26 protein-coding genes, 3 tRNA genes, 1 riboswitch and 1 other annotated feature are annotated in these 24032 nt (G+C 35.3%); of the genes, 18 read left to right on the top strand and 11 right to left on the bottom strand.

The genetic code is table 11. The features are described from left to right. Window positions 1–132: 132 nt before the first annotated feature. Complete coding sequence (locus tag EKM63_RS02635) at window positions 133–1932, top strand: heavy metal translocating P-type ATPase (RefSeq protein ID WP_125703432.1); 1800 nt, start codon at window positions 133–135, stop codon at window positions 1930–1932. On the opposite strand, the gene EKM63_RS02630 is transcribed toward EKM63_RS02635, so the two are convergent. Beyond that, window positions 1927–2565, bottom strand: coding sequence for a DNA-3-methyladenine glycosylase (locus EKM63_RS02630; RefSeq protein WP_125703430.1), 639 nt, complete (start codon window positions 2563–2565; stop codon window positions 1927–1929). The two genes, EKM63_RS02635 and EKM63_RS02630, sit on opposite strands and share 6 nt — an antisense overlap. A gap of 105 nt (window positions 2566–2670) precedes the next feature. On the opposite strand from EKM63_RS02630, the gene EKM63_RS02625 reads away from it, so the two are divergent. Both EKM63_RS02625 and EKM63_RS02620 read left to right on the top strand, forming a co-directional pair. Further along, window positions 2671–2742, top strand: a tRNA-Glu gene (locus EKM63_RS02625). 8 nt (window positions 2743–2750) lie between these two features. Continuing rightward, window positions 2751–2823: transfer RNA gene (locus EKM63_RS02620), tRNA-Val, on the top strand. Window positions 2824–2875: 52 nt separating this feature from the next. Here EKM63_RS02620 and EKM63_RS02615 read toward each other — a convergent pair. Continuing rightward, the gene (locus EKM63_RS02615) at window positions 2876–3304 is read right to left on the bottom strand and encodes a hypothetical protein (RefSeq protein WP_125703428.1); all 429 of its coding nucleotides are present in this window, start codon (window positions 3302–3304) and stop codon (window positions 2876–2878) included. Window positions 3305–3642: 338 nt separating this feature from the next. Further along, window positions 3643–3724: riboswitch (SMK box riboswitch) on the top strand. Between EKM63_RS02615 and metK the strand changes: the two genes are divergently transcribed. Continuing rightward, window positions 3722–4927, top strand: coding sequence for a methionine adenosyltransferase (gene metK, locus EKM63_RS02610; protein ID WP_125703426.1), 1206 nt, complete (start codon window positions 3722–3724; stop codon window positions 4925–4927). It overlaps the preceding riboswitch by 3 nt. A 68-nt stretch (window positions 4928–4995) precedes the next feature. Next, entirely contained in the window at window positions 4996–6474 is a 1479-nt protein-coding gene (locus tag EKM63_RS02605; protein ID WP_125703424.1) for an MDR family MFS transporter, read from the top strand. On the opposite strand, the gene EKM63_RS02600 is transcribed toward EKM63_RS02605, so the two are convergent. Then, window positions 6409–7071: a phosphatase PAP2 family protein gene (locus EKM63_RS02600; RefSeq protein ID WP_125703422.1), complete on the bottom strand. Its 663-nt coding sequence runs from the start codon at window positions 7069–7071 to the stop codon at window positions 6409–6411. The genes EKM63_RS02605 and EKM63_RS02600 overlap by 66 nt on opposite strands. A gap of 81 nt (window positions 7072–7152) precedes the next feature. Here EKM63_RS02600 and EKM63_RS02595 point away from each other — a divergent pair, with 81 nt between their 5' ends. The 4 genes from EKM63_RS02595 (at window position 7153) to EKM63_RS02580 (ending at window position 13949) form a co-directional block, all read left to right on the top strand. Beyond that, window positions 7153–8445 (top strand): glucosaminidase domain-containing protein, encoded by a 1293-nt coding sequence (locus EKM63_RS02595; protein WP_125703420.1) that lies wholly within the window; start codon window positions 7153–7155, stop codon window positions 8443–8445. Further along, window positions 8444–8651 (top strand) — a binding site (T-box leader). It overlaps the preceding gene by 2 nt. Before the next feature lie 40 nt (window positions 8652–8691). Then, on the top strand, window positions 8692–11112 hold the full coding sequence (gene leuS / locus EKM63_RS02590; protein WP_125703418.1) for a leucine--tRNA ligase: 2421 nt from the start codon (window positions 8692–8694) through the stop codon (window positions 11110–11112). A 543-nt stretch (window positions 11113–11655) separates the two neighbouring features. Further along, the gene (locus EKM63_RS02585; RefSeq protein WP_164504893.1) at window positions 11656–13251 is read left to right on the top strand and encodes a putative polysaccharide biosynthesis protein; all 1596 of its coding nucleotides are present in this window, start codon (window positions 11656–11658) and stop codon (window positions 13249–13251) included. 89 nt (window positions 13252–13340) lie between these two features. Beyond that, the gene (locus EKM63_RS02580; protein ID WP_125703414.1) at window positions 13341–13949 is read left to right on the top strand and encodes a pentapeptide repeat-containing protein; all 609 of its coding nucleotides are present in this window, start codon (window positions 13341–13343) and stop codon (window positions 13947–13949) included. Between the two features lie 41 nt (window positions 13950–13990). On the opposite strand, the gene EKM63_RS02575 is transcribed toward EKM63_RS02580, so the two are convergent. Continuing rightward, window positions 13991–14830, bottom strand: a complete 840-nt coding sequence (locus tag EKM63_RS02575; RefSeq protein WP_125703412.1) for an NAD(P)H-hydrate dehydratase — start codon at window positions 14828–14830, stop codon at window positions 13991–13993. A gap of 57 nt (window positions 14831–14887) precedes the next feature. Between EKM63_RS02575 and EKM63_RS02570 the strand changes: the two genes are divergently transcribed. After that, window positions 14888–14971 (top strand) — tRNA-Leu (locus EKM63_RS02570). 185 nt (window positions 14972–15156) lie between these two features. Here EKM63_RS02570 and EKM63_RS02565 read toward each other — a convergent pair. The 4 genes from EKM63_RS02565 to EKM63_RS02550 all read right to left on the bottom strand — a co-directional run bounded on the left by EKM63_RS02565 (window position 15157) and on the right by EKM63_RS02550 (window position 17618). Beyond that, window positions 15157–15621, bottom strand: a complete 465-nt coding sequence (locus tag EKM63_RS02565; protein WP_125703410.1) for a hypothetical protein — start codon at window positions 15619–15621, stop codon at window positions 15157–15159. A gap of 17 nt (window positions 15622–15638) precedes the next feature. After that, window positions 15639–16193 carry a hypothetical protein gene (locus EKM63_RS02560; protein ID WP_125703408.1) on the bottom strand — a complete coding sequence of 185 codons (555 nt, stop codon included), beginning with the start codon at window positions 16191–16193 and terminating at the stop codon, window positions 15639–15641. A 21-nt stretch (window positions 16194–16214) separates the two neighbouring features. Further along, window positions 16215–16649, bottom strand: a complete 435-nt coding sequence (locus EKM63_RS02555) for a GNAT family N-acetyltransferase (RefSeq protein WP_125703406.1) — start codon at window positions 16647–16649, stop codon at window positions 16215–16217. Window positions 16650–16823: 174 nt separating this feature from the next. Next, the gene (locus EKM63_RS02550) at window positions 16824–17618 is read right to left on the bottom strand and encodes an SDR family NAD(P)-dependent oxidoreductase (RefSeq protein WP_125703404.1); all 795 of its coding nucleotides are present in this window, start codon (window positions 17616–17618) and stop codon (window positions 16824–16826) included. A gap of 230 nt (window positions 17619–17848) precedes the next feature. On the opposite strand from EKM63_RS02550, the gene EKM63_RS02545 reads away from it, so the two are divergent. Further along, window positions 17849–18073, top strand: a complete 225-nt coding sequence (locus EKM63_RS02545) for a P8 family protein (RefSeq protein ID WP_125703402.1) — start codon at window positions 17849–17851, stop codon at window positions 18071–18073. 81 nt (window positions 18074–18154) lie between these two features. Here the strand turns inward: EKM63_RS02545 and EKM63_RS02540 are convergent, their stop codons facing one another. Beyond that, a complete protein-coding gene (locus tag EKM63_RS02540) occupies window positions 18155–18799 on the bottom strand; it encodes a DUF3862 domain-containing protein (protein ID WP_125703400.1) in 645 nt (214 codons plus the stop codon). A 278-nt stretch (window positions 18800–19077) separates the two neighbouring features. Here EKM63_RS02540 and EKM63_RS02535 point away from each other — a divergent pair, with 278 nt between their 5' ends. Next, on the top strand, window positions 19078–19674 hold the full coding sequence (locus tag EKM63_RS02535; RefSeq protein ID WP_125703398.1) for a helix-turn-helix domain-containing protein: 597 nt from the start codon (window positions 19078–19080) through the stop codon (window positions 19672–19674). A gap of 29 nt (window positions 19675–19703) precedes the next feature. Here EKM63_RS02535 and EKM63_RS02530 read toward each other — a convergent pair whose 3' ends face one another. Continuing rightward, on the bottom strand, window positions 19704–20012 hold the full coding sequence (locus EKM63_RS02530) for a DUF2628 domain-containing protein (protein WP_125703397.1): 309 nt from the start codon (window positions 20010–20012) through the stop codon (window positions 19704–19706). A gap of 20 nt (window positions 20013–20032) precedes the next feature. Further along, entirely contained in the window at window positions 20033–20200 is a 168-nt protein-coding gene (locus EKM63_RS11265) for a DUF6440 family protein (RefSeq protein WP_153453446.1), read from the bottom strand. Window positions 20201–20536: 336 nt separating this feature from the next. Between EKM63_RS11265 and EKM63_RS02525 the strand changes: the two genes are divergently transcribed. The 6 genes from EKM63_RS02525 (at window position 20537) to EKM63_RS11525 (ending at window position 23989) form a co-directional block, all read left to right on the top strand. Further along, entirely contained in the window at window positions 20537–20737 is a 201-nt protein-coding gene (locus EKM63_RS02525; protein WP_125703395.1) for a cold-shock protein, read from the top strand. 105 nt (window positions 20738–20842) lie between these two features. Continuing rightward, window positions 20843–21436 (top strand): cadmium resistance transporter, encoded by a 594-nt coding sequence (locus EKM63_RS02520; protein ID WP_125703393.1) that lies wholly within the window; start codon window positions 20843–20845, stop codon window positions 21434–21436. Between the two features lie 126 nt (window positions 21437–21562). Then, window positions 21563–21955, top strand: coding sequence for a DNA-directed RNA polymerase subunit beta (locus EKM63_RS02515; RefSeq protein WP_125703391.1), 393 nt, complete (start codon window positions 21563–21565; stop codon window positions 21953–21955). Then, window positions 21939–23231: a Y-family DNA polymerase gene (locus EKM63_RS02510; RefSeq protein ID WP_125703454.1), complete on the top strand. Its 1293-nt coding sequence runs from the start codon at window positions 21939–21941 to the stop codon at window positions 23229–23231. Before EKM63_RS02515 ends, EKM63_RS02510 begins: the two co-directional genes overlap by 17 nt. 162 nt (window positions 23232–23393) lie before the next feature. Beyond that, window positions 23394–23603, top strand: a complete 210-nt coding sequence (locus tag EKM63_RS11405; protein WP_225418243.1) for a hypothetical protein — start codon at window positions 23394–23396, stop codon at window positions 23601–23603. Window positions 23604–23857: 254 nt separating this feature from the next. Continuing rightward, window positions 23858–23989: a hypothetical protein gene (locus EKM63_RS11525; protein ID WP_263852849.1), complete on the top strand. Its 132-nt coding sequence runs from the start codon at window positions 23858–23860 to the stop codon at window positions 23987–23989. The last annotated feature ends 43 nt before the right edge of the window (window positions 23990–24032 follow it).

Genomic DNA, 24032 nt, shown 5'->3' with positions numbered 1-24032 from the left:
TCTTACTAGTAAAAGCAAAATGAGGAATCACGATTCCGTCGAATCATGATTCCTCATTAATGTTAGTCTGTTTATTTACATATATAGTAAAACTTGATTTGTGATATTGTTAACTTAAAGGGGTGATAGATTATGAATACAAATAAAATCAAATTATACGGAACTTTAGTAATTGGTTTGATTGCCGCATTGCTACAATTTGTATTTCATCAACCGCTTGCTGCACAGTGGATCATTAGTATATTAGGAACTATCTTGGCATTGATAATGTTTATCGACATGATCAAGGTTTTACGCTCAGGAAACTTTGGCGTCGATCTATTGGCCATTACAGCAATTGTTGCCACAATTGCTCTCGGGGAGTATTGGGCAGGTTGGATCGTGCTATTGATGTTAACAGGTGGTGACTCGCTTGAAGAGTATGCTGCTAACAAAGCTAAGAGTGAATTAAAATCATTATTGGACAATTCACCATCGAAAGCACATGTATTGGTTAATGAGAATGTTAAAGATACTGACATTGATGATGTAAAAGTCGGCGACGAGTTATTGATTCGTCCGAAAGAGCAAGTTCCAGTCGACGGAATCGTTTACGAAGGTGAATCAAGTGTTGATGAGTCTTCTTTGACCGGAGAATCGATACCTGTTGACATTACAGCAGGTTCACATGTCATGTCTGGCTCAATCAATGGGGAAGTGCCATTCAAGATGAGAGCTGAAAAATTAGCCTCTGAGAGTGAATATCAAGCCATCGTTAAATTGGTCAAAGAGTCAGAAACGAATCCTGCTCATTTTGTGAGATTGGCTGATAGATATGCGGTTCCGTTTACGATTGCTGCATATATCATTGCAGGTTTGGCTTGGTGGATCTCGAAAGATCCGATTAGAATTGCGCAAGTATTAGTTGTTGCTTCACCTTGTCCATTAATTCTAGCAGCACCAATTGCCTTCGTATCAGGGATGAGTCGCAGCAGTAGAAACGGTATCATCGTCAAATCTGGTACAGCGTTGGAAAAAATATCTTCTGCTAAAACAATGGCATTTGATAAAACAGGTACTATTACTAGAGGTAAATTGGTTGTAAATAATGTCAGAATTGTGAATAACTTTGATGACGAAATTTTCTATCAGTACGCTGCTTCATTGGAACAAAATTCTAGTCACGTTATGGCTCAAGCAATTATTGATTACGCAGAAAATAAGGGTATCAATATGCTCGATGTAGATAAGGTCAAAGAATTTACGGCGGAAGGTATTGTTGGTACGATCAATGGACATGAGGTCAAAGTTGGGACCGGTAAATTTGTAACTTCTGAAGATGTCGACAAAGTACCAGGCTCAGCTGTCTATGTGTCAATTGATGACAAATATGCCGGGGTATTCAGTTTGGTGGATGAAATTCGTCCCGAAGCAAAATCAACTATTGCCAGATTAAAGACTTACGGATTTAATAATATTTTGATGATCACCGGAGACAAAAAAGAGACGACCGATGCGGTCGCCTCTCAAGTAGGTATTACTAAAGCATATCCTTCTAGCTTGCCTGCTGATAAAGTTAAAATAATCAGAGAATTACCTAAAGAATATCATCCCACAATTATGGTCGGGGATGGTGTTAATGATGCACCAGCGTTAGCTTTGGCTGATGTTGGTATCGCGATGGGATACAAGGGTGCAAATGCTGCAAGTGAATCTGCAGACGCAGTTGTTTTGAAAGACGATTTAAGCAAAGTAGGGGATGTAGCAAAGATTTCCGATGATACTTTGAAAGTCGCCAAACAAGCTGTTTTAATTGGTATATTAATTTGTACCATTTTAATGATCATTGCTGCATTTGGACTGATACCAACGATTATTGGGGCATTGCTTCAAGAAGTAGTTGATACAGTCACTATCCTTTATGCATTACGTGCAAGAAGCGATAAATTATAACCATCCATAATCGTCAAGATTCATATCTTTCTTATACATTTTGGAAACATATGGATTTCCCTCAACAATAAAACGCATTTTTTTATCAGTCCAGTCACCTTTATTGGGAACACCGATTCGTGGAGTTTCCAATATATTCTTAGGTGTTCTGGATTTTTTTAGATCAAATTCAAAATCACCAGCATTCAACATAGTTCCAGATAGCGCCTTATCGTAGATTCCAAAGGCACGAATCCATTTGGCAGGTCCATTAGTTGCATCGAAACCAGTTTTCTTTCGGTTTTCTTCCATAATTTCTGTTCCGTCAATTGGTTGGACACCACGAATTAAAACTCCGTTGGGAAGTCCTTTTTTCTGGATACTGATGTCCATGTCTAGCCAACTGTGGATCGAATAAATATAAATCGTTCCGCCTTGCTGATAGAGTGCGTCATTAGCGTCTGTGTGTCGACCCCCAAAACTGTGAGCCGCCTGATCATCAGGTCCGAGATATGCCTCTGTTTCAACAATCACTCCTGAAAGTTTTCCTTGATCTGAATTGTATGTCAGTACATGACCCAACATTTCCTTCGCTGTATCTATAGTTGAATTTGATTCAAAAAATTTGTTAGTTTCCTCGATTTTATCCCCCAAAATAATCCTCCTTATAAGTTTTTTTTGAAAAAAGATAGAAATTACTTGTCACCATTGGTACTCTTAATATATAATACTTTTTGTGCTTACGAAAGAAAGCAAGATGACCCGTTGGTCAAGTGGTTAAGACACCGCCCTTTCACGGCGGTAACATGGGTTCAAATCCCGTACGGGTCACTTTATTTGGAGGATTAGCTCAGCTGGGAGAGCATCTGCCTTACAAGCAGGAGGTCACAGGTTCGATCCCTGTATCCTCCATCAAATAAATGATTTAAAAAAGAGTTGAATGAAAATTCAACTCTTTTTTTGTTTAGATTATTAGGATCAAGTTCCCGATAAATCTGTAAATTAGATTTGTTGTTTCAAATTTGTTGAATATCTTTAGTAGGACCATGATCAATGCGAAAGCAATGATAGCGACCATCGTGTAAATATTGATGTAACCCAAGAAGAACAATAGGGTGGTTGCAATGGCAATTATAATGATTTGAATGTATGAAGATATATCTCCTTCAAAATAACTTATCATCATTGCTGTGATATTTACCAGTAGTAAAGGAATCACGAAGTTTATTGAAATAAAATGTGCGTAATAGAAGACGATTGCAATCGAGATGAAACTCGGAACGATGAAACCATCGATAACAACTTTAAGGATATTATATCTTTCTGGAAAATATCTGGTGACAAATAAGAAAACTATTTGTGCAAATACTAATATCATGATGTTGTAATTCATAGATTTGAATCCTAATACACATAATAAAATATAAATTAATGTATAAAATCCACTGAAAAAATAATTGGGATTTAGGGGTCTAATAAACTCTTTATAGAGTGCTACCATTAACACCATTCCACCAAGGTAAAAATTGATGGAGTTGTTAGGTAACCCATGGGAGAGTATGAATATAGCCGGAAATATATGATAGCTTATTAATTCCAATACTGTGGAAATCAGACTTCTTATTCTTGATTGATCCATTTGCGACTCCTTTAGCGTACGAAACAATATTAATGTAGAAAAAGTCAATCGTCAATTTAATCTTTTCATGAAAATATAAGTATTTTGTGGTAGTCTATTAAAAGGTTCCTGATGGGATCCTTTTTTCTTGCATAAAGGAGAGGCCCTGTAACCGAAAGGTGGAAAAATTATATGTCAAAGAATTATTTATTTACATCCGAATCAGTTTCTGAAGGACATCCCGATAAAATTGCTGATCAAATCAGTGATTCAATCTTAGATGCCATGTTAGAAAAGGACAAGGATGCTCGTGTTGCCTGTGAGACAACCGTTACTACAGGTTTGGTACTCGTTGTTGGTGAAATTTCAACATCAGCATACGTTGATATCCAAAGTGTAGTTCGTAACACAATCAAAGAAATTGGTTATGATGGTTCAAATCCTGGTTTTGATGGTGGTAGTTGTGCAGTGTTAGTAGCATTGGACGAACAATCACCTGATATTGCTCAGGGTGTGGATGATGCGCTTGAAAAACGTGAATCAGCAAAAGACGTCGATCCATTAGATCAAATCGGTGCTGGAGACCAAGGCTTCGTCTTTGGCTTCGCCACAGATGAAACTAAGGAATTCATGCCTTTACCAATTTCTTTAGCACACAAATTGATGCGTAAAACTGCTGAAGTACGTAAGAACGGAACAATTGATTACTTGATGCCTGATGCTAAGTCACAAGTTACTGTTGAATACGATGAAAATGATAAACCAGTTCGTATCGACACAATTGTTTTGAGTACACAGCATAAAGAAGAAGCTCAATTAGACCAAATCAAGAAAGATATTAAAAAATATGTGATTGATGAAGTCGTACCTGCCAACATGATTGATGAAAATACTAAGTATTTGATCAATCCAACTGGTCGTTTTGTAATTGGAGGACCTGAAGGTGATTCCGGACTTACAGGTAGAAAAGTAATTGTTGATACTTATGGTGGTTTCGCTCGCCATGGTGGTGGTTGCTTCTCTGGTAAGGATGCTACAAAAGTTGACCGTTCAGCTAGTTACGCAGCAAGATACATTGCCAAGAACTTAGTTGCTGCTGGTATCGCTAAGAAGTGTGAGATTCAAATAGCTTATGCTATTGGTGTTGCACGTCCAGTTTCAATACATGTTGATACTTTTGGAACTAGTGATTATTCTGAAGAACAAATTGTAGAATGTATCAATAATAATTTCGATTTACGCCCATTGGGTATCATCGAAATGTTAGATCTACAAAGACCAATATATAAACAAACAGCGGCCTATGGCCACTTTGGACGTACAGATATTGATTTACCTTGGGAACATCTTGATAAAGTTGAAGCAATTCAAAACTTTTTATCAACTGTTAAGGATTAGTCAATGAGAACAGAGGCGTTTCTTTAAAGTTATAACTTTAAAGAACGTCTTTTCTTTTGGGGGAAATTATGGAAAAGAGACAAACACAATCACATTTAATGATTGTGACAGTGGCAATTTTCATCGCCACTTTTATGACAGCAATCGAGGGAACCATTGTATCGACGGCGATGCCAACGATTATTGGTAGTTTACATGGCGTTAGTTTAATGAACTGGGTCTTTTCAATTTATTTATTAATGACAGCTGTGTCGACACCAATTTATGGAAAGCTTTCTGATATGATTGGTCGAAAACCAGTCTTTATGTTTGGTTTAGGGCTCTTTGTTGTTGGGTCAGTTTTGTGCAGTATGTCAAATTCAATGCTGACTTTGATTCTAGCCAGAGTGGTTCAAGGATTAGGATCAGGTGCCATTCAACCACTAACCTTTACAATTATTGCGGATATTTTTCCATTGGATAAACGTGCCAAGGTTCTTGGACTTAACGGTTCATCCTGGGGAATTGCAGCAGTTATAGCACCTTTGTTAGGTGGATTCATTGTTGAAAAATTGAGTTGGCACTGGGTATTCTTGATCAATTTGCCAATTGGAATTATTACGATTGGACTAATTTGGGTATTCTTTAAGGGAGATAAAAAGAAGATCGGCAAGGTTAAAATTGACTATGCTGGAACTTCTTTATTAATTTTAGTTTTGTTGCCGATCATGTTGGCACTTCAATACATCGGTGTTGGTTCACAATTGGTTCCTATCGGATTAACTTTAGTTTCAATAATTGCGCTATTCATTTTTATTCATGTTGAGAAAAGGGTGGATGATCCAATCATGCCACTCAATTTATTTAAGAATAAAACATTCGTTATACAAAACATTATTGCCTTATTGATCAGTGGATTCTTGATCGGTTTTGAGGCTTATATCCCAACTTGGATGCAAGGTATTTTAGGATTGAGTCCTTCAATGGGTGGATTTGCGGTTACACCTAGTTCCGTAGTATGGATCTTTGGTTCATTCTGGGCGGGTAGTTTACTCAAAAAGTATGCGCCAAATAGAATTATTTACATTAGTTTAGTATTCCTAGCTATCGCTAATGCAGCTTTATTATTTGCACAAGTGGGCACACCATTCGTATACTTCTTATCACTAGCTGCTGTTGCTGGACTAGGATTTGGTCTAACTATCACAACTACTACAGTAACTGCCCAGACAGTTGTTCCTTCAGAAAACATTGGGGTGGCGACAAGTTTCAATACTTTGTTGAGGACAATTGGACAATCATTGATGGTCTCAGTTTACGGTATTGTTTTGAATACAGCTTTGGCAAATGGAGCTGCTGAGAACAAAAAAATAACCGTCGATATGATGAACAAATTAATTGATCCTCAAACCGCCAGTCAGTTGCCTCCAGAATTGTTACCAAAAATGAAGGAGATTCTATTTTCAGGATTGCATAATATTTTTGTAGCTTCAGCAATCTTATTAGTTGTTGCTCTTGTCCTTAATGCCTTTGAGATTAAAAATAACCGGATCCTTACTTCTAAATAAAGTATAGATGATGCTAACGACTGTGGCTGCGAGAAGGTATCCACCAATAATGTCGCTAGGATAATGAACTCCTAAGAAAACTCGGCTATATCCGATGATAATGAACAGCAATGATGTTGCTATTCCGATGAGTATTTTTAAACTTATTTTTCTGAAGATATATATCGAAATAATCAATAATGGTACATATAAACTTAAGGCTGAACTTGAATGTCCACTAGGGTAGCTGAATCCTGATTCTAAGACATAATGGTGATGACTTGGACGTGGACGTCTGATCCAATATTTGATAATGGTATTGACGATAACAACTGCTATTTTGGTAAAGGCTAGAAACATTGCTGAATAATAATATTTAAAATAGCAGAGTAGAATCACCATAACTATCGTAATTATAATAGTGGAGACCGTTCCACCTATTTCTGTAAAAGTGGTAAGGGTAAAAAGTGATGCGTTGGAGTGGTGGTAGATAGCACTGATCCAATAATTGTCGAATTGACTTATAAACGTTGCATGGTTAGCGACTGATATAGTCCAAATAACAAAAACTACGAGCAGTAAACTGTTTAAGTAATATAAAACTTTGGATAATTTCATTATTTTTTCCTTCTCTTATTGTTTAAATTTTCTTTAAGAAATATAATAGTTTCATGAGTATATTTAAGGGAGTTCAAATCTATGACAATTTCACGTCGTCAACGCAAAGTTGAAGAAAATAAATTAAGATCTGCAAATAGTAAAAGACGTGCAAACAAGAGCCTGAAGAAAAACGTCACTGTTTTGGGAGCAGGACTTTTCTTTGGTGGAGTAGTAGCACAAACAGGTTCTGTCATTGCTTCACACAAGGTGTTTGCTGATGCTTTTACAAATAATAATTCATCTAACACTGATGCAGTGAACGATCCAACTACCGATACTGGTACAGGGATGTTTACACCCCGAGGTGTTGGTGATCAGAACTTTATTGATTACATTGGCAATTCTGCCCGTAAACTTGCTGGTAATAATGATATTTATGCTTCAGTCATGATTGCTCAAGCAATGATCGAAAGTGGTTGGGGAACTAGTGGTTTAGCTAGTGCACCTAACTATAACTTGTTTGGTATCAAGGGTGCGTATCAAGGCACAGCTGTAAATATGCCAACACAAGAAGATGACGGGACTGGTAATCTGTTCTCAATAAATTCTGACTTTAAGAAGTATCCTTCATATAAAGAGTCACTTGAAGATTATGTTTCATTGATCAGAGGTGGCGTTTCAGGTAATCCTCAGATGTATGCCGGAACCTGGAAGAGTAATACTGATTCGTATAAAGATGCAACAGAGTATTTGACTGGCAAATATGCCACGGATACCACTTATGCGGATAAATTAAATAATATCATAGAAAAATATAATTTAACTCGTTTTGATCAATCAGACGATTCATCAAGGGATGAAAGTTATGTTTTTGCCCAAGGCGATACCTTGCAGTCAGTGGCTGACAAATTCAACATTACTTTAGATACATTAATGGATCTAAACGGCTTACAAACTTCAAGCTATGTATATCCTGGGAAAACTTTGATAGTCAATAAAGTTATTGGTAATTCACCAGTTCCAGTAAGTAATGTAAGCACATTGTTAGATAAATCTGCTGGCGATCTTTATGGAAATCAACAAGCACCAGTTATCGTTCAAGATGAAACTGATGGTGTGAAAGAATATGACCCATCTGATTCTGACGCAAATAGTACCAAAGCTGTTTCTGTCAGTGATGATACTGTTGGAAACAAGAGTGGAGCTACTGCTGTAAATGTAAGTTCAAATTCTAGCACACAGTCAGCAAGTAATCCAAGTACCGTCAGTGTTCAAGCTGGAGATACTTTAGACAGTATTGCTAGTCAAGCTGGAACTTCAATTGAACAGCTGAAAGGAAAAAATAACCTTAATTCAGATTTATTGGTTGTCGGACAACAATTATTAGTATAGTATGTAATTCAAAGGAAATAGTAGATTTACATTAATTTTCAGAAAGCGCATGGTCAATGTGAATGCGTAATAATGTATCTCGAACTCGTCCACTAAGTTCTAGTTGCTGAAGTAGTAGTAAGTGACTACGTTTTATCCATGTTACGGATATTGAGAGTCGCACAGTGTGCGGAACTTAGGTGGTAACGCGATAATTCGTCCTATGATTTTTATAATCATAGGGCTTTTTTTTATGGAGGAGAATATATGGCTTATAATCACAATGTCACTGAAAAGAAATGGCAAAAGTATTGGAAGGATAACCAAACTTTCAAAACTGGTACAGATCCAAATAAGAAAAACTTTTATGCACTAGATATGTTTCCTTATCCATCAGGACAAGGATTACATGTAGGTCATCCAGAAGGTTATACAGCAACTGATATTATTGCTCGTATGAAACGTATGCAAGGATTCAACGTGTTGCATCCAATGGGATTCGATGCATTTGGTTTACCTGCAGAACAATATGCGTTAGATACTGGTCATAACCCAGCCGACTTCACTGAGAAAAATATCAATAACTTCAAACGTCAGATCAATTCGCTTGGTTTTTCATATGATTGGGATCGTGAAGTTCAAACAACAGATCCTAAATTCTACAAGTGGACACAATGGATCTTTGAACAAATGTACAAAAAAGGTTTGGCCTATGAAGCTGAAGTTCCTGTTAACTGGAGTCCTGATCTTGGTACAGTTGTTGCCAATGAAGAGGTTATCGATGGTAAGACAGAACGTGGTGGCTATCCGGTCGTAAGAAAACCAATGCGTCAATGGATGTTGAAAATCACTGCTTATGCAGACAGATTACTAGACGATTTGGATGATATTGATTGGCCAGAAAGTATCAAAGAAATGCAACGTAACTGGATCGGTCGTTCAATTGGTGCACAGATCAGTTTCCCAGTGGAAGGACACGACGATAAGATCGATGTCTTTACAACTAGAGCAGATACTATTTATGGTGTTTCATATATCGTTTTAGCTCCAGAACATAAATTGGTTGATCAAATCACTACTGTAGACCAAAAAGAACAAGTTGAAGCATATAAAGAACAAGCTTCAAGAAAGTCAGATTTGGACAGAACTGATTTGAACCATGATAAGACAGGTGCATTTACTGGTGCATATGCTGTAAATCCAGTTAGTGGAGAAAAACTTCAAATTTGGATCTCAGATTATGTTCTCGCTACATACGGAACAGGTGCAGTTATGGCTGTTCCAGCACATGATGGCCGTGATTACGACTTTGCCAAGAAATTTGATTTGCCTATGGTTCAAGTTATCGAAGGTGGAGATATTTCCAAAGAAGTTTATACAGGTGATGGAAAACATATCAATTCTGGTTTCTTAAATGGTATGGATACAAAGACAGCAATCGACAAGATGATCGAATACTTGGAAGAAAAAGGATTCGGTGAAAAACACGTTAATTATAAACTTCGTGACTGGTTATTCTCACGTCAACGTTACTGGGGTGAACCAATTCCTGTTATTCATTGGGAAGATGGCGAAACAACTTTGGTTCCAGAAGACGAATTGCCTTTGGAATTGCCCGCTGATAGTGATATTGCTCCATCAGGTACAGGTGAGAGTCCACTTGCTAACTTGACCGACTGGGTAAATGTTGTCGACAAAAATGGACGTAAAGGCCGTCGTGAGACAAATACAATGCCACAGTGGGCTGGTAGTTCATGGTATTACTTGAGATACGTTGATCCACATAATGACGAGAAACTTGCTGACTATGATCTATTAAAACAATGGTTGCCAGTTGATCTATATATTGGTGGAGCAGAACATGCCGTACTTCATTTGTTGTACGCTAGATTCTGGCACAAGGTTTTATATGATTTGGGCGTAGTTCCTACAAAAGAACCATTCCAAAAATTATTCAACCAAGGGATGATCTTGGGTGATAATCATGAAAAGATGTCTAAATCAAAGGGTAACGTAGTTAACCCAGATGACGTTGTTGAGTCATATGGTGCAGATACCTTGAGAGTTTATGAAATGTTTATGGGACCTTTGGATGCTTCAATTCCATGGTCAGAAGATGGACTAGCCGGAGCACACAAATTCTTGGATAGAGTTTGGAGATTATTCATCAATAATGACGATTACAACACAGTTAGAGATGATTATGTAGTTGACAAAAACGATGGTAAATTAGATAAAGTATTTAACGAGACAGTCAAAAAGGTGTCAGAAGACTTTGATTCATTGCATTTCAATACAGCTATCTCACAAATGATGGTCTTCGTAAATGAAGCAAACAAAGTCGACACAATGCCAAAAGAATACGCAGAAGGACTAGTTAAGATGCTTGCTCCAATTGCACCACATATGATGGAAGAATTGTGGAGTAAATTTGGACACGAAGGTTCAATTACTTATGCAGAATGGCCAACATTTGATGAAAAGAAATTAGTTTCAGATACAGTTGAGTTGATCGTACAAGTAAACGGAAAACTGCGTGATAAGTTGACAGTACCTTTGGATACAGACAAAGAAAAAGTAAAAGAAATAGCAATGAGTGATGAAAAAGTACAAAAATTCTTAGATGGCAAAGACGTCATTAAAGTAATCGTAGTACCAAATAAAATTATTAACATTGTAGTCAAATAGGTATATAAACAGGGTCGAAGACAAAAGTTTTCGACCCTGTTTTTGTTTTAGTAGTTAATCAAGTACAAGAATTGTATATAATTATGTTAATTTCTGCGTAACAATAAAGATCAATTTAATTTTTCAAAGATTAGATGTAGACAAAATCGATTTTGGCTCAGGGATGACATATTTCTTAGCAGTATTGTTTTGGCTGCTTAGAAAAAGGTTCAAAATCCACCCATCACGTTCCCTTCCTTGATTGTTTGTTGGCGTAGCCAACATTTTAGAAGGTTGCGCACGCGCCAAAGGCGACGTACGTTCATTAATGTAATCCGCTGGGGCGGAATCGGAAGTCTAAAACACATAATATATAGTATTCTGTTTCAATAATTAAATTGATTTTTTCAAGAATAAAGTGTATTTTTAAGTTTCCAAGAACAAGTCTTTGCTATAATTGAAGAGATAGTTTTTAAGGTGGTGCAAGTTTTGAGCGCAAAAGAAAAGCAAAGTGCGGAAGAGGCTATTCCAAAGCTAAATCCAGAGGCGTCGAGTCAAGATACCATGTTGAAGGGTTCAGCATGGATGACGGCCGGAAGTATTTTTTCACGTGTATTAGGCGCTATTTATATTATCCCTTGGATGGCTTGGATGGGTTCCGCATATCCTTCTGCTAATGCTCTGTTTGCCAAAGGTTACAATATTTATAGTTTATTTTTAATTATATCTACAGCAGGAATTCCTGGAGCAATTTCCAAACAAATTTCTCACTATAACGCTTTGGATGAATATGCCACTGGTAATAGGTTATTCAAACAAGGCTTGAAGATTATGGCCTTGATGGGAATAGTTTTCGGAGCAATCATGTATTTTGGTGCTCCTGCGATGGCGTTCCTATTCACAAATAGTGATCCTAACAGTATTCCTGTTATTAAATCATTAGGTATCGCCGTTCTGGTCATACCAATCCTAAGTATCCTACGTGGTTACATGCAGGGATATTCTGATATGGCACCTTCAGCCATTTCTCAATTAGTTGAACAAATAGCTCGTGTTGCATACATGTTGGTAGCAACATACTTGATCATGCAAGTTCAAAAGGGTAGTTATGTTGATGCCGTAACACAATCAACGTTTGCCGCATTTATTGGTGCAATTTTTGCGATTGCAATATTGCTACTTTATATGTTCAGGAAACTACCAAAACTACGTTCGTTATCTAGAAATGGTAAACCAGCAAGCGAAATCGATAAAAGTTTTGCTAGAGAAATATTTGAACAAGCTTTCCCATTCATCATCATGGATGCTGGTATCACGTTCTTTAACTTGTTCGACCAGTCAACATTTAGACAATTTATGTTGATGTTCGTTGATGCTTCAAAAGTACAATTAGATAATTATTATTCATTATTTGGTTTCCAAGCTAATAAATTAATTATGATCATTGTTTCATTGTCGACTGCGATGGCTGTTACAGCTGTTCCAATTCTTTCCGGGTTGTTCGCCAAGGGTGACAATAAAGATATTGAATCGCAAGTCGGTAGTACCTTAGAATTGTTCTTTTTCATTATGATTCCTTCAGCTTTAGGTATGTATGCTGTTTCTCAACCATTGTGGACAACATTCTATCGTTATGATGCGCTTGGCGTGTGGATGCTACAATTTTCTTCTATTATGTCCATTTTCTTAGGATTGTTTACCGTGTTATCCGCTGTTCTGCAGGCACTTTATCGGAACCGACTGGCAATTCAGTATTTGGTAATCGGCTTCATAGTTAAAGTAGTAATTCAAATACCAATGATTGGTTTATTCCATGAATTTGGTCCGTTAGTAGCAACAAGTATCAGTATGGCCGTGATCTGCTGGTTAATGTTGAGAAAACTTTACAAGATATATCCATTTAATATCGAGAGAACTGCTAATAGAGTTAGTGGGATAATAATTTTCTCCATTGCCATGTTTGCAGTCGTTGCTATCATCAACTGGATCGTCTACAGATTCGTTGGAAATTCAGATCGAATCGTTAGCTTGTTTGTATTATTCGCTGAAGCAATAATTGGCGCAATCGTGTATGGATATTTAGTTTTGAAGACTAAATTAGCTGACAAAATATTAGGATCAAAAGTAAGCCGAATCAGAAGGCTTGTTAGAATCAAATAAAATGTAAAAGGAAAGTGTTCAACTGGATACTTTCCTTTTTTGTATAATATATTTATTTAACTTATAAATAAGATAATGGTGTGATAAAAATGATGAATGAACCGATAGAAACCGTTAAAAACAAAACTTTAAAGCTTAGCCAAGTGGAAGATGGATTTTACTACGATCATTGTCAATTCAATTCATATAGTGATGCGACCAACTATTCTGATATTGTCTTTGATCATTGTAATTTTGAACAAACTGACTTTAGCAATATTAGTTTTGGTAATGTTGAATGGCATCATAGTCAATTGGCAGGTAGTAATTTTTATAAAAGTAATTGGTATAACTGTAAGATAAGCAGCATGCAATTGTCCGGTGCCGACTTTAATAATTCTTATTTTAAAAATTCTAGTTTTAATGAATGTAAAATGCCGTCGGTAAATTTCACAGAGAGCCGATTTGAAAAAATTGGATTTTTAAATTGTGATTTGTCTGGTGGCTTCTTTCAAGCATTGCAACTTAAAAAAGATATTTCATTCGCAGGTTCAAATTTAACTGAAACCAATTTTAGTGAAACGAAGCTTAAAGGATTTGACTTTAAGGATTCACAATTTGAGACTATGATCATCAGTCCTGAACTTGCAAGAGGTCTGGTGGTGAACCAATATCAGGCTGCTATATTGATTGGTATGTTTGGAATAATAGTGGAATAGAAAAAGGCTAGTTTGAATTATTTACAATTCAAACTAGTCCTTTATTTTATAATTATCGATTTCATTGCTAGAGGAATTTCTGATATTAATTTTTCAGGTAGAACAACAAATGATTTTTCATATATCGAATCAGAAATATAGCTATGAAGAAATAATGCAGCAGCGACAGTTTCTTCAGAAAATCCAAATTGACCTACAAACGCAGCGATGACTCCAGTCAAAGTGTCACCCATACCACCAGTTGCCATTCCGGCATTTCCAGCTTTAATCTGACTGACATTATCGTGATAATATATTTCCGACAAATGTTTTTTGACGATCAATAATGAGCTTGGTGCCAATTTATTTATTGCCTCAAGGTTATTATCGGTAGTTTGATCAGGTATTTCCAGTTCACTCAATCTTTGCCATTCTCCTTGATGTGGCGTCAAAATAACATTGGCTGAAATAGAAGTGATGTCAATATTTTCTTCAGAAACTTCTGTTAGGGCAGAAGCATCAAAAATTATTGTTTGATTTTTAGTAGTATTTTCAATGACTGATTTAATTAGTGATTGAGTTAACTCCGATATACCCAGACCGGGTCCTATGACGATAACGTTTGATTGTTTAATGGAATTTAGTGTTTCCTTTTGATCATGATAATCGATAGTCATCGCTTCGGGAATTCTTGTGTTGAGGGATGCAAACTTCTCTGGAGTTGTTGCAACTGTGACAAGACCAGCTCCAGAATATACTGCAGCTGAGGAGGAGAGAATCGCAGCACCTCCGAAATGAATGGATCCAGCAATAATAAGAATTCGTCCATAATTGCCCTTATATGAAATAGGATCACGTGGTTTTATAACTTTAGCTAATATTGATTTATCAATTTTTCGCATTACATATCCTCTATTTTATGGTATCGTTTTAATGTAAGCATATCACAAAAGTACTTTGCTGCTGTGGCGGAATTGGCAGACGCGCAGCGTTCAGGTCGCTGTATGGGTTTCCATGTGCAAGTTCGACTCTTGTCAGCAGCATTTGGAGAACAAAATAGAATAAAAGTTCTCAATTCTGTGAGTAGGAATGTTGATAATTCAGCATTCCTATTTTTTTATTTTGAAAATGTAATATCATTTTTCTCAGTGTTATTTAAATATTAATACATTTGTCAAAATAATTTGGTAGTCATTATTTTTATGTGAATCGCAAAAAAGAGGCAGAGCTATTTAATAGCACCGCCTCTTTTAGTATCCAAGATTTCTGCTCGATTTATCCTTTTTTCAAATTCAGAGATCCACATTGTTCCTCCATATAAAGGTTGAAACTTATTTAAAAATAATTGAGCATATTCAATCTCTTTCTTATATTGTTTTAGTTTGCGAAAATTTTTACATAATCTAAGGAACGCCTTTACAGAACCACGGTAATTTAAATCTATTAGTCTCATACAAATATCATTTGATTCTGTTAGGAACCCAGACTTACCTAATGATTCTGCTTCCTCCATTTTTTGAATCAAACCACTTTCAATTAATTCAGATAGAATAATATTATAATTGCTTTTTGCTAGATCAGGTGCAGACTTTTCAAGCTCTTTAATCCATACTAATTGACCCTTAAAGTAATTGACAGAGTGTTCAGCTGGGATTCCATATGGTACAAGTTTATAAATATCGTCATTATTCATCAGGACGTACTCCTATTTTAATTATAGTTTGAATATGAGTTCTGAGATTTTTGATAAATGGTATGACCTGTATAAAGTTTTTCACCAAGATTATTTGGTTTCGAACTATCTTTAAGGTAAACGGTTGTGATACCTGTAGAATTATCATCTATCCGAATCATAGTTCCTAATTTGGTTTTCCAATTAAATACGATATTACCATCTAGTGTGGAAGTGGAGTAGGGACCTCCAATCGTTTTTTGAATACTTTCTGCATCTTGATTTCCAAAGGCCTGTGCATAGTATTTCAAATTGTCCTCACTGTCACTGGTAGAATTTCTTTTGCTTGAGTGTTGTTTTTTTGAGGATTTATTGATGCTTTTCTTCTTGTTATTATAACTTGATCTTGGTTCCGATTCGTGTGAAGTATTATCAGATTGGTTATGGTTGGGTATGGCAAATTTTGCTGAAATAAAGATAACCAACATTAACCCATAAGAAAGGTTCTTTAAGAGGGTATTTGGTTTCTTTTTAGTAAAGTACCAAACCAAAATACCGGAAATTATGAAAAGGGTGATTAAAATTATTATCACAGTTTTTTTCTCCTGGGTAAGTTATGATTTTGACCAAGTCATTTCAATTTCTAATTCTTCGGTATCATTATCCATACCTTCGGAAATTTTTATGAATCCTTGGCCTAAATAAAATTCGATTGCATATTGATTCTTGCTATAAACGGATAAATTTAACTGATCAAAATTTTCTTTGGCACTGTGAATCAAATCTTTACCTAATCCGGAATGCATATTGGGTTCTTGAATGAATATTCCCTCAATATAGTTATTGTTCATCCCCATGAATCCAACAATGTCATCATTGTCATAAGCTAGGTAAATATTTGCAGCATCAAGTTGGTTCTTTACTGAATCAAAATTGTCGTGCCAATATTTAGCTGGAATGAAATCATGAGTAGATAAATTAGATTGTAGCCAAATATTAGCAATGGTTTCTAATTCGTTTTCGGAAAGATTCTCAGTTTGTATGATCATTTTAAATTTTCCTCTATCAACAAGTATATTTTAAATGATTGCAATAAGATATTAAATAATGAAAACAATAAAAAAAAGTTCCCTCACAGTGAGAAAACTTAATGAAAAGAATATGTAGTATCTAAGGTTTATTTCCAAAACCTCTGGAAAGTTAAGCTGTTCTGTTAATTGATATTAAAAAATTGTTGGAACTAGGCCACCATCTAAACGTAGTGCTTCACCTGAGAACGATGAAGAATCTGGGCTTGAAACATAAGCAACAAAACGGCCGATTTCCTCTGGTCTAATAAGTCTTTGAATTTGTGAACGTGAACGATGATTTTTCATGAAGTCAGCTTCCCATTCTGATTTAGGAATATCAGAATCTTTGTACATGTCATTGAGCATATTTGAAACGCCTTCAGTTAGAGTTGAGCCCGGCATAACGGTGTTCACAGTGACGTGGGTGGCAACTGTTAATTTGGATAAACTCTTTGCAAGCGATAAATTCATTGATTTTGTCATACTATATTGTGGCATTTCACCAGAAGGCATAACAGCCTCTTCGCTGGCAATAAATATTATACGTCCGAAATCTTGATCCAGCATTTTGGGTAAGTAGAATTTGGCCAGTGAATTTCCAGCTAAAACATTTATTTTGAAAAACTTTTCCCAAGTGTCATCACTAATATCCCAATATTCCATCGGCTGGAAGATACCCATGTTGTTGATCAAAATGTCGACCTTAGGGAATTTCTCAAATAGATTTTGGCGTTCTGATTCTTGAGAAATATCAGCTGGTGCAGCTTGTGGATCAGTATTTGGAAAGTTAGATTTTATTTCTTCAACAACAGTATCAACATCTTCAGCTTTACGTCCGTTAATAATTACATTGGCACCCTCACGGGCCATTTCGATAGCAATTGCTTTTCCGATACCTTTAGTAGAACCAGTAATAAGTGCAGATTTATTTGTTAAATGTAGATCCATTATAATTCCTCCATTTGAATTATTTTACTCACCATTAAATATATACTGTTTTAAATAAATTAATAGATGAAATATAGTAACCGTTAAGTATTTTTTATCAGGATATTAGTTTTAGACTAATTTAGCAGATAATATAACTTAATTTATTTTATTGAAAAAATGGAGGGTTATTTACGCCACTTTCTGAAAAGAGAACTACAATGAAGTTGTAACTAAGGAGGCTATATAATATGGCAGAATCAGATATTGCAACAGAACCTGAAGTTTTAAACATTAAAATGAGTGAGGCTTTTGACTGGAGCGATGACAAGACAATCGTTCGTGACGCTATCTGGAATCACATTATGGAAAGCAACGAACACAACACTGACGAAACTGAAAAAGCCATGATGCCATTTCTAAGTGACACAGATGACAATGTCAGAGCATACTGTGAAAAGAACCTCAAAAAATAAAAAAATTTCCTCTAAATCATTTTGAATTTAGAGGAATTTTTTTGTCCAAAAAAGCCATCTCTGATTGAGATGACTTTTATTTTATTCTAAGCTAGTTTGTGACTTACCGCTTACGGCACCGTCAGTAATTGTGATATTAAAGTTTGCTCCTAAACTTCCTTTGATTCCTGAAGTATATTCGAGCATTTTTGTAGTAGAACCTGCAACAGAAGTTTCAGTATAGCCATTTGGTTTCCCTAGTTCTTTTGTTACGTCAGATTCACTTTGTCCATTTTGAATTTTATTGAAATCATCTAAAGTTAATTTAGATTTTCTATCAATTTTTAGTCCTGTGATTGATTTACTTATTGCATGGCCATTAGAGAAGCCAACTAACACTGTTCCAGTAAAGTCAGCATTTGATAATTTGTTCCAAGTCATCTGGTCAGCTTGAACACCCTCAATGGTAGTTGTTGATGTTGAAGTGGCTTTACCGAATTCTTTCTTGATTGACTCAGATGTTGCACCATCAGTTTCTCCCAATGTGATTGCATCATATTGAGACTTTGTTATTTTATTATTTGAAGATTTCTTTGATGTAGAGTTGCTTGAATCAGAAGATTTTGAAGAATTAGAATCTCCTTTCGATCCATTCATACCACCGATAACAAAAATTAGTACTATGACGATGATTATCCAAAACCACCATTTTTTGTAAAACGGTTTCTTTACTTTATCTTTTCTCATAGTAATCCTCCCCAGGATACTTCAGCTTTTCTAGTCGTCAGTATTTGGACACAACAATATATATCTAAACTTAATAAGCCTAAATCAAATTCATTGTAACAAATATATATGTATTAGATGCTGACGTAATGGTATCTTAATGTGGCACTAAAATTATTGAAATAATCATTACCGCTTGTTACGCCGTTATGCATAAAATATGGATGCTTAGAAACTTTGCTAGGTAATTATATCTAATTAAAATATACTTTGATTATCAGGTAGAGGAGGGAAGATACATGAAATTTGGGAATAGATTACAACAGCTCAGGCATGCAAAAAAGATAACTCAGTTAGAATTATCGCAAGACATGAAAGTCAGTCGTCAAACTATCTCAAGTTGGGAAACGGGGAATAGTTTTCCAGATATTGATAGTTTAATCAGTATTAGCGATTATTTCGATGTGTCTTTAGATATCTTGATCAAGGATGATCCTGATGTTTCTAAATATTTAAGTCGTGATAACGTTTCAAAAAAAATGTCTAAATTAATAATATTGCTATTCTGTGCAAATATATTATTTCTTGGATATGTAATTCTGGGACGATTAAATGTAATTAAAGTCGATAGTCTTTTGGTGATAAGTCTCTTCAGCATATTTATTTCAATGCTATTAATATTTATGATCATTTTTTATAGTCAGGTAAAGTTCGAACGTTCCAATTTTATTTCACCAAAAATTACTGGGCCAATCAGTGTGATTGCAGTTATTCTTGGTATCTTTTTTTATTTTATTAATTCATTGATGAGTGGGATATTTTCAGGAATAGCATTCGGATTTATCATAATTTACTTAGTAAATCGCTTTAATTTAATGGATCCAAATAAAAAGTGAGACGTTTAGTCTCACTTTTTAGTATGCTGTTAAAATTCAAAACGACGTTCAGATAGAATTTTCTTAGATTCTTCATCTGAAGGGCGGTATCCTTTTTTGATAAGATCATTAATATATAATCTATTGTAGAAAAATGAAAAAATAATTCCTACCACAGAAAATCCAAAGCCAAGTGTAGGGATGCTGGCAATTATCTCAATGATTAGGATAATTAAAAACCATTTTAGATCCCATCTGAATATTGCTGGTATGAAACCAAAGAAAAATGTTGTCCACGAAAAGCCGACTTTTACTTGTTTAACATCTTTGGTATTACTGTTAGTTAAATTTACCATCATAAGTCTTTGCCTCCCCAAAATTATTTAGGACGATATTCTTCATTGATCTTCAAACTTCCATCAGCATTGTACAATGGCAAAATTGCACCACCACCTGGACTGGCCACATATTCAACGCCAGTTTCTGGATCAACTAGTATGATTGCGTATAGGGTACTTGCTAATTTAATAAATTTTTCTCTACTCATAATTTATCCTTTATTAGTTACTTATAATACTAAGTTAATGTTATCATAGATGGTGCATTCAAAAGTTACTTTAAAAATTGTCAGAAACGTGATTATTTCTTTTTAGGCATTGGTATTATTGAAAAAGATGAATTACGATAATTTAATTATAAATATATAAAAAATTAAATATGGTTAAATATGCGAAATTTGCTGTTATTATTCAAAAAATGGGGTATACTTACTGTATTGTATTAAGAGTTGGTTATAAGTTTAATTTTTCTTTATGAATGGTTACTTTCTGACTTGGCTTAAAAATGCAAAAAAATATGCGCACAGCGCTGGAGGTTCATTCATATGGAACAAGGAACAGTTAAATGGTTTAACCCTGATAAAGGATTTGGTTTTATTACTCGCGAAGATGGTAGTGACGTATTTGTTCACTTCTCAGCTATCCAAGGAGACGGATTCAAGACTTTGGACGAAGGCCAACACGTATCATTCGACGTTGAAGACGGCGACCGTGGACCACAAGCTACAAACGTTAACAAAGACTAATTATTAGTTTTTTAGAAGTCACATTTATGTGACTTCTTTTTTTATCTAAAAATAGTTAGCTTACGTTTATTGAAAGAACCGTACCGGAATAAAAAGGGTGATCAAATGACAGAAGTAATAGTTAAGTCAGTTGTATCTTATATATCTACCAGCATCGATTACTTGTTGATATTAGTTATATTACTGGCGACTTACAAAAACTACAAAAAAGTTCTTATTGGTGATCTAGCAGGTACTACAGTTTTGATTTTATCATCCATGCTGATTGCTAGAATTTTGGGCTTTGTACCCCAGGAATGGATATTAGGTCTACTTGGTTTGATACCGATATATATTGGTGTTAGACAGCTATTTGTGGACGATGACGATGATGATAAGGTCGTGAATAAGATTCAGAATGGGAATCGCGGCATTATTTTGATGACAGCCATAATTACGGTTACTACCTGTGGTGCAGATAATATTGCAATCTACGTTCCAATTCTTATAGATGTAAGTAATCAGCAACTCGTAATTGTATATATAACAATGATCATTATGTGTCTAGCATTTTTTGTAATAGGACTTTTGATCAGCAAAAATAAGTACATTCAGAATCTGATAGAAAGATCTGGTAAGTATTTAACTTCAGCAATATATATAATATTAGGTATATACATTCTGTTTGAGAATGGAACGATTGCTCATTTTATAAATTAAAAAATATTCTCGGTCTAAACACTGTTATTTAAGTGTTTGGGCCTTTTTTTGTATCTGAAATAAAAACTCATTATTGAAAATACGAACAAGTGTTCGTATAATGTTCATTAAAGGTTGGTGATCCAGATGGAACAAATAGTACCACGCGAAAAATGGTTATATAACGATCGCGGCATGATGAAGTGGATGGGCTGGTTACTATCTGATCATAGTGCATTCATGGAGGGTGAAAAGGTAAAGGAAAAACTTACACCCGTAAAACCTGAGATGGAAGTTGGCATCATTAGTGAGAAATTAAAAGATGCTTGGGAGAACTCTAAGCCAGTAACTGTTCAAATTAATGTTATGGAAAATGACGAATATGTTCCTGAAATTGAGGGAGTAGTTGTTGGATTTAATAGTGGACAAATTTATTTGCAGTTAGATAGCGGTGAAACGAGACTGCTTCATCTTGAAGAAATTCGTTATGCGGAAATACAAAAGAATGGCAAGTGGTGGACGGATGGTTACACCATTTGATGATCCCAGTCGTTTACCGTATCGGGATATTATGTGTATCGACTGTAAATCATTTTATGCTAGTACTGAAGCAATCCGTCGTGCTGAATATCCACTGGCAGCCAAAATTGCTGTATTGTCGCGTGCAGAATCTAATGGTGGACTTATTTTGGCAGCGTCCCCAGATACTAAAAAGAACTATGGAGTGAAATTAGGAACACGTAAATTTGAAATTAGACCAGATATGGATATTCAGTTGGTTGCTCCTCATATGAAGGATTATATAAAATTAAATTATCGCGTAAATCAAATTTTTCGACAGTTTACCGATGATCAGCATTGGTATGTATATAGTGTTGATGAGTCTTTTATTGACGTAACACATAGTCATAAACTGTTTGGTAGTAATGACGAGATTGCTGCAAGAATTCAGGATAAAGTTTTTAAGGAAACTGGAATTGTCACGACTGTAGGAATTGGTCCTAATCCATTGATGGCAAAGTTAGCATTGGATAATGCTGCTAAGGAGGAGGATCCATGGCGAGCTGAATGGCATTATGACGAAATTGAAGACACAATATGGAAGATACCTTCGTTAACAGATTTCTGGTCGATAGGAGCTAGGACAGCTAACAAGTTGGAAAGAATGGGAATAAATTCCATTTATGAACTGGCACATACGGACAGGAAAAAATTAAATAAAAAATTTGGAATACTTGGTGATGCTTTGTATTTTCATAGTTGGGGTATTGATTATTCAGACCTAGCCAAAAGGTACGTACCTCGAGCAGACAATAAAGGGTATGGAAATAGTCAGGTATTGATGCGTGATTATACAACTAAAGAAGATATTGAAACTGTGCTATTTGAAATAGCTGATCAAGTTGCGACACGATTGAGAAAACATAATGTTTTAGGAGAAGTTATTGGCATATCAGTTGGATTTGCAGAGCCTAATGATAAAAACCAACGAGGTTGGGGAGCACAAACGAAAGTTGACCCAACAAATCGGACTGAAGATCTGATTAGAGCTGTTAAATATTTACTTGAGAAAAAATGGCAAGGTGAGTCGTTACGAAGTTTAGGCGTTCGTGTCAATCGAGTAAGTCGACCCAGCACACTTCAATTGTCATTGTTCGAGAGTAACGATCAACACGACGCTAATATTCGATTGGAACATACGATTGATCAAATTAGAGACAAATATGGATATAAGTCACTGGTCCGTGGCTGCAGTAAGTTGTCTTCTGGTACGGCAATCGATAGATCTAAATTGGTTGGTGGCCATCAAGCATAGGTGGTGATTTCTTTGCTAAAAGAATCAAAGGTATTAATTGAGAACTTTGATAAATTTTTTTTACGAAAGTATAAATGGCGGTATCATTTGATGATTGTTAATAATCATTATTTTCATTGTTATAGCTTTTTTTTACAAGCTTATCGCGAGAAAGAGAAATTGTTGCACAGTTACGATTTATTAGAAATCCCACATAAAGAGGGACTATATAAACAAGTACTAACAGATTTAAAAAATCATACGCAATTGTGGATCGAATATCGTGATACGGACCATTTAGTTCATCCTGGATCAGATATAGTTCATGATCTGTCCCATGGTCATTATGGATCGACAAAGTACCATGCAAATTCTAATGGAAATCAGAGATGATTTTCTTGATTTATCTCATTATTTTAGCTTAAAAAGAAAATGCTTACAAAAAAGTTAATATTTTTGAAAAAAAGCTGAAATTCACTAAATATCCTGACAAAATAAGCTTTTGTGCAACCGCAATCAATCACATGAGTATAGGGATAGACAAGGTTTTGGAAAAAAGTTGTAAATTATATTTGACAAAAATATCACAAATCAATAGAATGAAATGTATTCGCTACCACAACTAAAATAATGGAGGTAAACAATCTATGAAATATCGCGTATATTTAGACACAGATTCGCAATTGTTTACTGTCGTAGATAAGAACAATGAAAAAATTTCTGCTAACGGTACAACAATTGAAGAAGCTATAAGTAATCTAAAAGCAGTAGTAGCTTAAAATAAATAAGTCATGGATTTCCTGTAAGAAATCCATGACTTAT

This window comes from Companilactobacillus mishanensis (assembly GCF_003946505.1).
Taxonomy (GTDB): Bacteria; Bacillota; Bacilli; order Lactobacillales; family Lactobacillaceae; genus Companilactobacillus; species Companilactobacillus mishanensis.
The sequence above is the reverse complement of the archived record's forward strand: the minus strand, read 5'-3'. Positions and strand labels throughout refer to the sequence as shown.